The sequence below is a fragment of the Haliea sp. E1-2-M8 genome, assembly GCF_030649675.1.
GTDB lineage: Bacteria > Pseudomonadota > Gammaproteobacteria > Pseudomonadales > Halieaceae > Haliea.
Genome location: NZ_JAUTDR010000004.1, coordinates 97,370 through 109,723, shown reverse-complemented (window position 1 = coordinate 109,723; position 12,354 = coordinate 97,370). Strand labels below are relative to the sequence as shown.

General features: G+C 64.2%; 9 protein-coding genes. 4 read left to right on the top strand and 5 right to left on the bottom strand.

All coding sequences use genetic code 11. The features are described from left to right. Positions 1-14: 14 nt before the first annotated feature. Complete coding sequence (gene bioB, locus Q6D67_RS04680; RefSeq protein ID WP_304704420.1) at positions 15-1,076, bottom strand: biotin synthase BioB; 1,062 nt, start codon at positions 1,074-1,076, stop codon at positions 15-17. A gap of 69 nt (positions 1,077-1,145) precedes the next feature. Here bioB and Q6D67_RS04675 point away from each other — a divergent pair, with 69 nt between their 5' ends. Then, a complete protein-coding gene (locus tag Q6D67_RS04675; RefSeq protein WP_304704419.1) occupies positions 1,146-1,868 on the top strand; it encodes a ComF family protein in 723 nt (240 codons plus the stop codon). A gap of 59 nt (positions 1,869-1,927) precedes the next feature. Beyond that, entirely contained in the window at positions 1,928-2,914 is a 987-nt protein-coding gene (locus tag Q6D67_RS04670) for a serine/threonine protein kinase (protein ID WP_304704418.1), read from the top strand. Between the two features lie 11 nt (positions 2,915-2,925). On the opposite strand, the gene Q6D67_RS04665 is transcribed toward Q6D67_RS04670, so the two are convergent. Then, positions 2,926-3,717 carry a DapH/DapD/GlmU-related protein gene (locus Q6D67_RS04665; RefSeq protein ID WP_370551920.1) on the bottom strand — a complete coding sequence of 264 codons (792 nt, stop codon included), beginning with the start codon at positions 3,715-3,717 and terminating at the stop codon, positions 2,926-2,928. 59 nt (positions 3,718-3,776) lie between these two features. Here Q6D67_RS04665 and Q6D67_RS04660 point away from each other — a divergent pair, with 59 nt between their 5' ends. Both Q6D67_RS04660 and cysE read left to right on the top strand, forming a co-directional pair. Beyond that, entirely contained in the window at positions 3,777-4,457 is a 681-nt protein-coding gene (locus tag Q6D67_RS04660) for a tRNA (guanosine(46)-N(7))-methyltransferase TrmB (protein WP_304704417.1), read from the top strand. A gap of 1 nt (position 4,458) precedes the next feature. Next, the gene (gene cysE, locus Q6D67_RS04655; protein ID WP_304704416.1) at positions 4,459-5,283 is read left to right on the top strand and encodes a serine O-acetyltransferase; all 825 of its coding nucleotides are present in this window, start codon (positions 4,459-4,461) and stop codon (positions 5,281-5,283) included. Here cysE and hemE read toward each other — a convergent pair whose 3' ends face one another. Genes hemE through gltB form a run of 3 tightly spaced genes read right to left on the bottom strand, consistent with a single transcriptional unit; the run spans position 5,284 to position 12,279 of the window. Continuing rightward, complete coding sequence (gene hemE / locus Q6D67_RS04650; RefSeq protein WP_304704415.1) at positions 5,284-6,351, bottom strand: uroporphyrinogen decarboxylase; 1,068 nt, start codon at positions 6,349-6,351, stop codon at positions 5,284-5,286. Positions 6,352-6,392: 41 nt separating this feature from the next. Continuing rightward, complete coding sequence (locus tag Q6D67_RS04645; protein ID WP_304704414.1) at positions 6,393-7,814, bottom strand: FAD-dependent oxidoreductase; 1,422 nt, start codon at positions 7,812-7,814, stop codon at positions 6,393-6,395. 22 nt (positions 7,815-7,836) lie between these two features. Next, positions 7,837-12,279, bottom strand: a complete 4,443-nt coding sequence (gltB, locus tag Q6D67_RS04640; protein WP_304704413.1) for a glutamate synthase large subunit — start codon at positions 12,277-12,279, stop codon at positions 7,837-7,839. Positions 12,280-12,354: the final 75 nt, after the last annotated feature.

Sequence of the window (12,354 nt, the reverse complement as noted above, 5' to 3'; positions counted from 1 at the left end):
ATGCCTGGACGGGGCTAGTGCGCCGCCTGGCGGGCCGGGTGGGTCTCCGCCCCCTGCGCCGCGGCGGCGTCGTAGAACTGGGGCGTGGAAACGGCAGGGGGCTGCGTCACCTGGCGCTGCTCGGGACGGATCCCCAGCCGGCTGAACAGGGTCATGTCCTTGTTCGCCTGCGGGTTCGGGGTGGTCAGCAATTTTTCGCCGTAGAAGATGGAGTTGGCGCCGGCAAAATAGGCCAGGGCGTGCATCTGCTCGTTCATCTCCTCGCGCCCGGCGGACAGCCGCACATGGGAGGCCGGCATCAGGATACGGGCCACGGCGATGGTGCGGATAAAGTCGAAGGGGTCCAGGTCGGCCTCGTCCGCCAGTGGCGTACCCTCCACCCGCACCAGCATGTTGATCGGCACGCTCTCCGGGTGCTCGGGCAGGTTGGCCAGCTGCTGCAACAGTCCGGCCCGGTCGCGCTGGGTCTCACCCATGCCGACGATGCCGCCGCTGCAGATTTTCATGCCCGCGTCACGGACGTGGGACAGGGTGTCGAGGCGGTCCTTGTAGGTCCGGGTGGTAATGACCTCGCCGTAGTATTCCGGCGAGGTGTCCAGATTGTGGTTGTAATAGTCCAGCCCGGCATCCGCCAACTCCTTGGCCTGGGCGTCGGTGAGCATGCCCAGGGTCATGCAGCTCTCCAGCCCCAACTCGCGCACTCCCTTCACCATGGCCACCACGTAGGGCATGTCGCGCTGCTTGGGCGAGCGCCAGGCGGCGCCCATGCAGAAGCGGGTGGCTCCGCTGTCAAGCGCGGCGCGAGCCTGTTCCAGAACCTTTTCCACCTCCATCAGCTTTTCCGCTTCCAGCCCGGTGTCGTAGCGATTGCTTTGAGGGCAGTAGGCGCAGTCCTCGGGGCAGGCGCCGGTTTTGATGGAAAGCAGTGTGCTGACCTGAACTTCATTCGGGTCAAAATAGGCCCGGTGAACACTCTGGGCGCGAAACAGCAAATCGTTGAAGGGGAGGGCGTACAGCGCCTCGATTTCCCCGCGGGACCAGTCGTGGCGAATGTCGGCAGGGGCGGGGGCGGTCATGGCGTAATCTCGGCGAAAAGTGTGCTCACATGATAAGTCCACACCGGCCACTGTCAACCCGGGGGCGCCATGAGGGTTAACAAGATTGCAAACTCCCTGCTCGAGGCGGTATTTCCCCAGTACTGCCTGCTGTGTCGGCTGCGCAGTTGCAGCCCCCTGCCCCTGTGTGCGGACTGCTTCACCCAGTTGCAGGGTAACGAACATGCCTGTCAGCGCTGCGCCCTGCCTCTGGCGACAGCTGCAGACGGATTGTGCAGCCAGTGCATCGCCCAGCCCCCGGCCTTTGACAGCGTCATCGCACCGCTGGTCTATGAGCCGCATATCGCCCTGCTGATTTCGCGCTGGAAGTTCCAGCGGGAACGCCGCCTGACCCGGTTGCTGGCACTGTTATGGCATGCCTGGGTGGTCCCGCCGACGGACCGCGACCTGCTGCTGCCGGTGCCCCTGCACTGGCGGCGCCTGCTCTGGCGCGGTTTCAACCAGGCCGCACTGCTGGGGCTGGCGATCCGCGCCCGGGAGCCGCAACTGGCATCCCTGCCCCTGGGAACGGACACTCTGCAACGGCGGCGGGCGACACCCGCCCAGGCCAGTCTCAACGCGCAGCAGCGGAGTTCCAACCTGGAAACAGCCTTCCGGGTACGCGGGGATGTGCGCGGGCTGCGCGTTGCGGTGATCGATGACGTGATGACTACCGGCGCCACCGCCGACGCGATTGCACGGGCACTGAAAGCAGCCGGCGCCGCCGACGTCCAACTCTGGTGTCTGGCTCGTACACCGGCTCCGGGTAGCTGATACAATGCCGCCGGGGTTCGCGGCACAGGGCGAGGCGGCCCCAGGACCGGAGCACGGCAATGAACCACGCGGAGCACCCTTATGATCGCCTGACCCCGGACCGGGTCATCGATGCGGTGGAGTCCGCCGGGTATCCCTGTGATGCGCGCCTGCTGGCCCTCAACAGTTACGAGAACCGGGTCTACCAGGTGGGCATCGAGGACGGCGAGCCCCTGATCGCCAAGTTCTACCGCCCCGGCCGCTGGCTCGATGAACAGATTGCGGAAGAACACGCCTTCAGCCTGGAACTGCAGGCTGCCGAGATTTCCGTGGTAGCACCGCTGGTGGATGCCGACGGCAACAGCCTGCACAGCTTCGAGGGGTTCCGCTTCGCCCTGTTCCCGCGCCGCGGCGGCTACCCGCCGGAGCTGGACAACATGGACAGCCTGCTGGTGCTGGGCCGCACCCTGGGCCGGATTCATGCGGTCGGCGCCAGCGCCCGCTTCAGCCACCGGCCCACGCTCAACATCGAAGACATGCTGACCCGGAACCGGGACTACCTGCTCGAGAACTTTATTCCCAGGGATCTACAGCCCGCCTACAGCACCCTGACCCGCGACCTGCTGACAGAGGTCACCGCCATTTATGGCAAGGTAAGGGAGCCGGACCTGATCCGGGTTCACGGCGACTGCCATGTGGGCAACATTCTCTGGCGGGATAATTGCGCCCACTTTGTCGATCTCGACGACTGCTGCATGGCACCCGCCATCCAGGACCTGTGGATGTGTTTGAGCGGCGAGCGCCACGAACGCGAGCTGCAGCTGGCGGAGCTGGTGGAGGGCTACAACGAGTTCTTTGACTTCGAACCGCGCCAGCTGCGCTGGATCGAATCACTGCGCACCCTGCGCCTGGTCAACTACGCGGGCTGGCTGGCCAAGCGCTGGAACGACCCGGCTTTCCCCCGCAGTTTCACCTGGTTCAACAGCGAGCGCTACTGGGCCAACCACGTTCTGGAGCTGCGGGAACAGCTGTCCGCCCTGCAGGAAGAGCCGCTGCGGTTACTGTAGTACCCTGCCTCCTAAACATCGACACGTTCTGCGTGGCTGGCCGCGGAGGCCGGGTACAGCAGGGACCACAACCAGCGCAGCAGGCTGTTGTGCTGCAGGACTTCCCGATCGATGGCGTCGTAGAACGCTTGCGCCCCCGCGGGATCGGCGAACAGGCTCATGCGTGTGGTAAAGCCCCGCTCCGGGTCCAGCTCCTTGACCACCCGGGCCGGGTTGCCGGCCACCACCACGTTGGCGGGAACATCCTTGCTGACGACCGCCTGGGCTGCGACCACGCTGTTGACGCCGATGGTCACACCTTTGAGCACAGTGGCATGGTCCCCCAGCCAGACGTTATCGCCAATATGCACCGGTGTCGGTTCCGCTGCGCGGGCCGTGCGATCGTACAGGGTATGCCAGTCGGAATCCGTGACATAGGCGCCATTGGCCAGCATCACGCCGTCACCCAGCACGATCTCGTCGCTGGCGCTGATGCGGGAGCCGGGGCTCATCAGGACACCGTCACCAATGCGGATGCGACCCTGCCCTTCCTCCCGGCCCCAGACCCCGATTTCCACCCTGTGCATGGGCTCGCCAATGGCGGTAAAGCAGCGGCCGATGTGGATGTTGGCTCCGGAGATGTGTACGTACCAGGGCTTCATCACCGTATGCCAGGGGCCGAGATAGGTGCAGCGGGGGCGCAGAAAGTAATCCGTATACCAGCGGCGATAGCGCAGGTAGGCCTTCTTCAGCCAGTAGGGGCGCAGATCCTTGTGCATGGTGGTTTCCGAAGTCTGGTTGTGGTGAGCACGGGGATTTATCATGGCGGCCCCTGCGGCGCCGCTCAAGCGCCGCGCACCACTGTTACAGGAGCGGGCGCCAGGTGCAAGCCTCATCGCGGCAAGTGACCAGCAACCAGCCGGGGCTGCACCCCAGGCTGGCGCGCACCGTGCTGCGCCACCTGCAGCACCCCCATCGCAGCCCCCTGGCGGCGCACAACCAGGCCGCCTGGGACGAACTGCTGTCGCTGCTGCAGGCCGACGACCGGCCGCTGGTACTCGATTCATTCTGCGGCACGGGCATGAGCACCGCCCATCTGGCCAGCCGCCATCCGCAGCATTTGGTGATCGGCATTGACCGATCGGCGCAGCGTTTGCACAGGCACAGCGCTGCACCCGGTGCCAACTACCTGCTGCTGCAGGCCGAATGCGAACCGCTCTGGCAGCAACTGGCCGCCGCCCGCAGGCAGGTAGACCATCACTACCTGCTCTATCCCAATCCCTGGCCCAAATCCCGTCATCTGCAGCGCCGGATTCACGGCCACCCCGGTTTTCGCGACCTGCTCGCCCTGGGCGGCCGGGTTGAGCTGCGCTCCAACTGGAAGTTGTATGTCGAGGAGTTCGGGGTCGCCATGTACCTTGCGGGGGTCCGGGGGCTGGTGCGGCAACTGCCGGAGGCACCGCCCCTGACACGCTTCGAGGACAAGTATCGGCACAGCGGGCAGGTGCTGTGGCAGTATCAGGGGCGGATAGGCTACAGTGAGCGCCCGAACAAGAGGAACTGACATGTCACCGAAAAAACCTGATCCGGTCTGGGACCGGATAGTGCGGGAAACCACCCAGCATGCGGCGGAAGAGCCCATCCTCGCCAGTTTCCTGCACGCCACCATCCTCAACCACAACAACCTGGAATGCGCGCTCAGCTTCCATCTCGCCAGCCAACTGGACAGCCCGACGGCCTCCTCCCTGCTGCTGCGGGAAGTGATTCTGGAAGCCTTCCGGGACGATGCCTGCCTGCGCAAATCCATCCGCGCGGACCTGCTGGCGGTGGAGGATCGCGATTCCGCCTGCCACGAGCTGTACATCCCCTTCCTCTACTTCAAGGGATTCCATGCCCTGGAGACCCACCGCGTGGCGCACTGGTTGTGGCAGCGCGGCCGTCGCTCACTGGCGCTGTTTTTCCAGAACCGTGTCTCCGCCGAATTCGCGGTCGATATTCACCCTGCCGCAAAGCTGGGCCACGGCATTTTGCTGGACCACGCCACCGGGGTGGTGATCGGTGAAACTGCGGTGGTGGGCAATAACGTTTCCATCCTCCAGTCCGTTACCCTGGGTGGCACCGGCAAGGAAGACGGGGACCGCCATCCGAAGATCGGCAACGGCGTATTGATCAGTGCCGGCGCCAAGATTCTGGGAAATATCCGGGTGGGCGATGGCGCCAAGGTCGGCGCCGGCAGCGTGGTGCTGAACGAGGTGCCACCGCATACGACCGTGGCCGGAGTTCCGGCCCGGATTGTGGGGCGGCCCTCCTCCGAATCACCCGCCCTGGAGATGGACCACCACTTCTGCTGCGAGGAAGAGGAACAGAAAACGAAAGCGCAGCAGATGTAGTCAGTCGCTGTGGTACTGCGGCGACAGCTCCTGCACCGCGTCGACAAATGCCGTCACGTGGTCGGGATTCACCCCGGGCGTGATGCCGTGGCCCAGATTGAACACATGCCCGCTGCCGTGGCCATAGCCGGCCAGGATCGCCGCCACCTCTTCCCGGATCCGGGCCGGTGAGGCGAACAGCATCGACGGGTCCATATTGCCCTGCAGGGCCACCCTTTCACCCACCAGTTCACGGGCCACGGAGATATCCGTGGTCCAGTCGATGCCCACCGCCTGCGCCCCGCATTCGGCAATCGCTGGCAGCCACTGGCCACCACCCTTGGTGAACACGATCACCGGCACCTTGCGGCCATCCGCTTCCGTCGGCAGGCGGCTGATGATGCGTTGCATATACTTGAGGGAAAATTCCTTGTAGCCCGCGGCGCTCAGGGAGCCGCCCCAGGTATCGAAAATCTGCAGCGCCTGGGCCCCCGCATTGACCTGTTCGGTGAGGTAGTCCGCCACTGCATCCGCCAGCAGTGCCAGCAATTGGTGCATCAGCTCCGGGCGGTCATAGGCCATGCTCTTGACCTGGCTGAAGTCCCTGGATGAACCCCCTTCCACCATGTAGGTGGCCAGGGTCCAGGGGCTGCCGGAGAAACCGATCAGCGGCACCTGGCCATTCAGTTCGCGGCGAATGGTGCGCACCGCATTCATGACGTAGGAGAGGTCGTCTGCCGCCTTGATCGGATGCAGGCCGGCGAGATCAGCCTCGCTGCGCACAGTCTTGCGGAAGCGCGGCCCTTCGCCTTCCTCGAAATACAGGCCCAGCCCGAGGGCGTCAGGCACCGTGAGGATATCGCTGAACAGGATGGCCGCGTCCATGGGATACCGCCGCAGCGGCTGCATGGTAACTTCACAGGCCAGGTCAGCGTTCTTGCACAGGTCGAGAAAGGAACCCGCCTGCTCCCGGGTCGCGCGGTATTCGGGCAGGTAACGCCCCGCCTGGCGCATCATCCAGATGGGGGTACGATCAACGCTCTGGCGCTGCAGGGCCCGTAGCAAGCGGTCATTCTTCAGTTCAGTCACGGCGACTCCAGTCTTGTGGTTATTGGTACGGCCCTCGCTGCTCAGACCTCGAGAAAATCAAGTATGCCCTCGGCGGCCTGGCGGCCCTCCCAGATAGCGGTCACCACCAGGTCGGAGCCACGCACCATATCACCACCGGCGAACACTTTGGGATTGGATGTCTGGAAGCGGAAGGCCTGCTCCTCGGGCGCGACCACCCCGTCCCAGTCGTTGGTGGCCACCGCCAGTTGCTGCAGCCACTCGGGCGGATCCGGCTGGAAACCAAAGGCAATAATCACCGCATCCGCCTCCATGATCTTCTCACTGCCGGGAATGGGTTCGGGCCGGCGGCGGCCACCGGCGTCGGGAGCCCCGAGTTCAGTCTCGACCATCTTCACACCACAGGCGCGGCCGAAGTACTCCACTATTTCCACCGGTTGGCGGTTGAACAGGAATTCCACGCCCTCCTCGCGGGCGTTGACTACTTCCTTGCGCGAACCGGGCATGTTTTCTTCGTCGCGCCGGTAGGCACAGATCACGTGCCTGGCCTGCTGGCGTACCGCGGTACGCACGCAGTCCATCGCGGTATCGCCGCCGCCGAGTACCACCACCCGCTTGCCCTTGAGGTTGACGTAGGCCTTGGGGTTCTGCTCAAAACCGAGGTTGTGGTTCACGTTGCCGATCAGGTAGGGCAAGGCCTTGTGCACGCCCGGGAGATTCTCGCCGGGGAAATTGCCGCGCATGGGCTTGTAGGTGCCCATACCCAGGAACAGGGCATCGTACTCTTCCATCAACTCGGCAACGCTGACGTCCTTGCCGACCTCGGTATTGAGCTGGAACTCGATACCCATGCCCTCGAAGACTTCCCGGCGCCGCACCATTACTTCCTTTTCCAGCTTGAACTCGGGAATACCGAAGGTCAGCAGGCCACCGATTTCCGGGTAGCGGTCGAATACCACCGGTTTGACCCCGGCGCGCACCAGCACATCGGCGCAGCCAAGCCCGGCGGGACCGGCGCCGATAATGGCAACCTTTTTGCCGGTGGCCACGACTTTGGACATGTCCGGACGCCAGCCCATGGCCAGCGCGGTGTCGGTAATGTACTTCTCCGAGGCGCCGATGGTGACCGCGCCAAAGCCGTCGTTGAGGGTGCAGGCACCCTCGCAGAGCCGGTCCTGGGGGCACACCCGGCCACAGACCTCGGGCAGGGTGTTGGTCTGGTGGCTGAGTTCCGCAGCTTCGAACAGATTGCCCTCACTGACCAGCTTGAGCCAGTTGGGAATGAAGTTGTGTACCGGGCACTTCCACTCGCAATAGGGATTGCCGCACTCGATACAGCGATGCGACTGCTCTGCCGCCTGATCAGCGTTGAAAGACTCATGGATCTCGACGTATTCGGTCTTGCGCTCCGCGATGGTCTTCTTCTCAGGGTCGTTGCGCCCGACGTCGAGAAACTGGAAGTTGTTCGATAAACGATTACTCATAAACGCTCGGGCCTCCCGGCACCTAGTCGGTGTTGCGCAGACGCGACAGCAGCTGGTTGAAATCGGCAGCCTTGGGCTTGACCAGCCAGAACTTGCCCACGTAGTCCTCGAAATTATCCAGCAACTCGGCGCCCCAGGCCGAGCCCGTCTCCGCGGCAAACTCACTGATCATGGTGCGCAGGTAGTAGCGATAGGGCTCCATGTACTCGGAGTTGACCCGGTGGATATCCACCAGTTCACTGTTGTACTTGTCGATGAACGAGCGATCCTGGTCCAGCACGTAGGCAAATCCGCCGGTCATGCCGGCACCGAAGTTGACCCCGGTCGGGCCCAATATGGTGACCGTGCCGCCGGTCATGTATTCACAGCAGTGATCGCCGGCACCCTCGACCACGGCATGGGCGCCGCTGTTGCGCACCGCAAAGCGCTCGCCGGCAATGCCGGCGGCAAACACGCGGCCGCCCGTCGCTCCATAGAGGCAGGTGTTGCCTATGATCACGGTGTCCTGGGAACGGAACTCGGCGTTCCCTGCCGGGTAGACCACCAGTTTGCCACCGGCCATGCCCTTGCCGACGTAATCGTTGGAATCGCCTTCCAGATACATGTGCAGGCCGCCGGCATTCCACACCCCGAAACTCTGCCCCGCGGTGCCACAGAGGCGCACGACCACCGGATCGCTTTCCATGTCCGTGTTGCCGTAGCGGCGTGCAATTTCCCCCGAGAGCCGGGCGCCGATGGAGCGATCACAGTTGGTGACAGTGAAGCTGAACTCCCCGCCGCTGCGCGCCTCGATCGCCGGCAGCATTGCCGCCACCATGGCCTCGGCCTTCTCGCCCTGGTCGAAGGGCTCGTTGGCAGCCACCTGACAGAACTCCGGCTGGCCCTCGGCGTCGGCATGCTTGAACAGCAGTGGCGCCAGGTCCAGCCGCTCCTGCTTGACGGTTTCCCCCGGCAGCCGGGCCAGCAGGTCCGTGCGCCCGATCAGCGCCTCCAGCGACGGTACGCCCAGCCTGGCCAGCCACTCCCGGGTTTCGGTGGCGATAAAGGTGAAGAAGTTGGTCACCATTTCGATAGTGCCGTTGAAATGGTCTTCCCGCAGCTTCTCGTTCTGGGTCGCAACCCCGGTGGCGCAGTTGTTCAGGTGGCAAATGCGCAGGTACTTGCAGCCCAGCGCCACCATCGGGCCGGTTCCGAAGCCGAAACTCTCGGCACCGAGAATGGCCGCCTTGACCACGTCCAGGCCGGTCTTGAGGCCGCCGTCGGTCTGCAGGCGGATAACCCCGCGCAGGCCATTGCCGCGCAGGGTCTGCTGCACTTCGGCCAGCCCCAGTTCCCAGGGCGAGCCCGCGTAACGGATGGAGGTCAGCGGGCTGGCCGCGGTGCCGCCATCGTAGCCGCTGATGGTGATCAGGTCGGCGTAGGCCTTGGCCACGCCGGCGGCAATGGTTCCAACCCCCGGCTCCGACACCAGCTTCACCGACACCAGCGCCTGCGGATTGACCTGCTTGAGGTCGAAAATCAGCTGCGCGAGATCCTCGATCGAGTAGATATCGTGATGCGGCGGCGGCGAAATCAGGGTCACGCCGGGCACCGAGTAGCGCAGGCGGGCGATCAGTTCGTTGACCTTGCCCCCCGGCAGCTGGCCACCCTCGCCGGGCTTGGCGCCCTGGGCAACCTTGATCTGCAGAACCTCGGCATTAACCAGGTAGTGCGGCGTGACCCCGAACCGGCCGGAGGCGATCTGCTTGATCTTGGAGCTGCGTTCGGTGCCAAAGCGGGCGGGGTCTTCGCCGCCCTCACCGGAATTGGAGCGCGCGCCGAGGCGGTTCATCGCCGCCGCCAGGGCCTCGTGAGCTTCCGGGCTCAGGGCGCCGAGAGACATGCCCGCGGAGTCGAAGCGCGGCAGGATGTCCGCGATCGGTTCCACCTGGTCCAGCGCCAGCGGCTGCTCCGCCAACACCGGCGTCAGCAGGTCGCGGAGGGTGGCAACGGGCCGCTTGTTGACCAGGTCGGCATAGCGCTGGTAGGTAGCGTAGTCGCCGGTCGCGACCGCCTGCTGCAAGGTGGTGACCACATCCGGGTTGAAGGCGTGATATTCCTGGCCGTGAACATACTTGAGCAGTCCGCCCAGGGGCAGCGGTTTGCGCGGATTCCAGGCCAGCCTGGCCAAACGCTTCTGGTCGTCTTCCAGCTCGGCAAAGCCGGCGCCTTCGATGCGCGAAGCGACGCCGCGAAAGGCCATGTCCACCACCTCGTGGTCCAGCCCCACGGCCTCGAACAGCTGGGCGCCGCGGTAGGAACTGACCGCAGAAATACCCATCTTGGACATGATCTTGAGCAGGCCCTTGTTTATGCCCTTGCGGTAATTCTTGTAGCAGCTGCTGGGCTCACCCAACAGTTCGCCATCGCGGATGAGGTCTTCCAGCACGCTGTAGGCGAGGTAAGGATAGATCGCGGTGGCGCCAAACCCCAGCAGACAGGCAACCTGATGGGAATCGCGGGCGCTGGCGGTCTCTATCAACAGGTTGGCATCACAGCGCAGGCCCTGCTTGATCAGGTGGTGGTGCACCGCACCGGTGGCAATCAGGCTGTGAATCGGCAGACGCCCCGGGGCGATGCTGCGGTCCGACAGAACCAGAATGGTGGAACCGTCGCGCACCGCCTGCTCGGCAGTTTGGACCAGCGCGGCCACGGCCTGCTGCAGGCTCATGGCCGCCGGGTCGTAGGTGCCGTCGATATCACACACTTCGAAGCCGGGGCGCTCCAGCGCCAGCAGGGTATTGAACTTGCCCTGGGACAGCACCGGGGAACTCAGGATCACCCGGTCCGCGTGCTCGGGACCCTCGTGGAAAATATTCTTTTCGCCGCCGAGGTCAGTCTCCAGCGACATCACAATGGCCTCCCGCAGCGGATCGATGGCGGGGTTGGTGACCTGGGCAAATTTCTGCCGGAAGTAATCGTACAGGGGACGTTCCTGGCGCGAGAGCACTGCCATGGGGGTGTCATCCCCCATCGAGCCAACCGCTTCATTGCCGGACTCGGCGAGGGGCCGCAGCACCTGGTCGCGCTCCTCGAAGGTCACCTGGAACATCTTCTGGAAGGGCATGATCATGTCGCGCTCAATGCCCGGCGCCTGCTCCCCGCCAAAAGTCCCCTCTATCCGCCTCGCGTTTTCCTTCAGCCAGCGCTTGTAGGGATGGCGGTTCTTGAGCCGGTTGTCGATGTCTTTGGTGTGCAGCAGCTCACCGGTCTGGGTATCAACCATCAGGATCTGGCCCGGGCCGACCCGGCCCTTGGCGATGACGTCCTCGCTGCGATAGCCGTGTGTGCCCACTTCCGACGCCAGGGTAATAAACCCGTCCTTGGTCTTGACCCACCGGGCCGGACGCAGGCCGTTGCGATCCAGCAGGCAAACCGCATAGCGGCCGTCGGTCAGGACAATCCCCGCGGGACCATCCCAGGGCTCCATGTGCATGGAGTGGTATTCGTAGAAGGCGCGCAGGTCGGGATCCATGTCCTCCATGTTCTGCCAGGCCGGTGGAATCAGCATGCGCAGGGCGCGCGGCATATCGACGCCGCCGGTCAGCAGCACATCCAGCATGTTGTCGAGGCTGGAGGAATCGGAACCGGTGCGGTTCACCAGCGGTGCGATGTCACGGATATTGGGCAGCTTGTCGGTTTCAAACAGCGCCGTGCGCGCCTCGGCCCAGTTGCGGTTGCCGTCAATGGTGTTGATTTCACCGTTGTGGGCCAGCAGGCGAAACGGCTGGGCCAGTGGCCACTTGGGCATGGTGTTGGTGGAAAAGCGCTGGTGAAACACACAGATCGCGGTCTCCAGGCGCTCGTCCCCCAGGTCGGCGTAGAAGCGCGGCAGGTCCACCGGCATCACCAGGCCCTTGTAGGCGATGACCCGGCCGGAAAGACTGCAGATGTAGAACTCGGGATCGGCCTGGTTGGCGTTCTCGGCGTTGCGACGGCTGACAAACAGCCGGGTCGACAGCTCGTCCTGGGTGAGGTCCGGTGCACTCACGAACACCTGTTCGATACGCGGCAAGGCGGCGAGGGCGATTTCGCCACAGACACTGCTGTCGGTGGGCACTACCCGCCAGCCAACGACTTCGAGACCCTGGTCAGTGAGCGCCCGCTCCATCGCTGCCCGGGCAGCAGCTGCCCGCTCCTCGTCGGGGCTGAGGAAAATCTGTCCCACGGCGAACTGGTCACCGAGCTCGGTGGCAAAAGTTTCGCGCGCAAGAGTGCGCATAAAGGGCCCGGGCATCTGCAGCAACAGGCCGCAGCCATCGCCAGTCTTGCCATCGGCGGCTATACCACCGCGGTGGGTCATGCAGGTCAGGGACTCAATGGCTGTCCGCAGCAGTCGATGACTGGCGTCACCCGCACTGTGGACGATCAGGCCAAAGCCGCAGTTGTCACGAACTTCTTCAGGGCTATACAGTCCTGCACTCATACCGGGTCCAAAATAATTAAAGAAAACAGACGGTTACACCAAACAGCCGCGCGCCTCGACAGCGCTCAGGCAAAA

Bases quoted from the DNA above. Each gene is read 5' to 3' on its own strand.
- bioB (WP_304704420.1), bottom strand. From the start codon at position 1,076: ATGACCGCCCCCGCCCCTGCCGACATTCGCCACGACTGGTCCCGCGGG.
- Q6D67_RS04675 (WP_304704419.1), top strand. From the start codon at position 1,146: ATGAGGGTTAACAAGATTGCAAACTCCCTGCTCGAGGCGGTATTTCCC.
- Q6D67_RS04670 (WP_304704418.1), top strand. From the start codon at position 1,928: ATGAACCACGCGGAGCACCCTTATGATCGCCTGACCCCGGACCGGGTC.
- Q6D67_RS04665 (WP_370551920.1), bottom strand. From the start codon at position 3,717: ATGATAAATCCCCGTGCTCACCACAACCAGACTTCGGAAACCACCATG.
- cysE (WP_304704416.1), top strand. From the start codon at position 4,459: ATGTCACCGAAAAAACCTGATCCGGTCTGGGACCGGATAGTGCGGGAA.
- Q6D67_RS04645 (WP_304704414.1), bottom strand. From the start codon at position 7,814: ATGAGTAATCGTTTATCGAACAACTTCCAGTTTCTCGACGTCGGGCGC.
- gltB (WP_304704413.1), bottom strand. From the start codon at position 12,279: ATGAGTGCAGGACTGTATAGCCCTGAAGAAGTTCGTGACAACTGCGGC.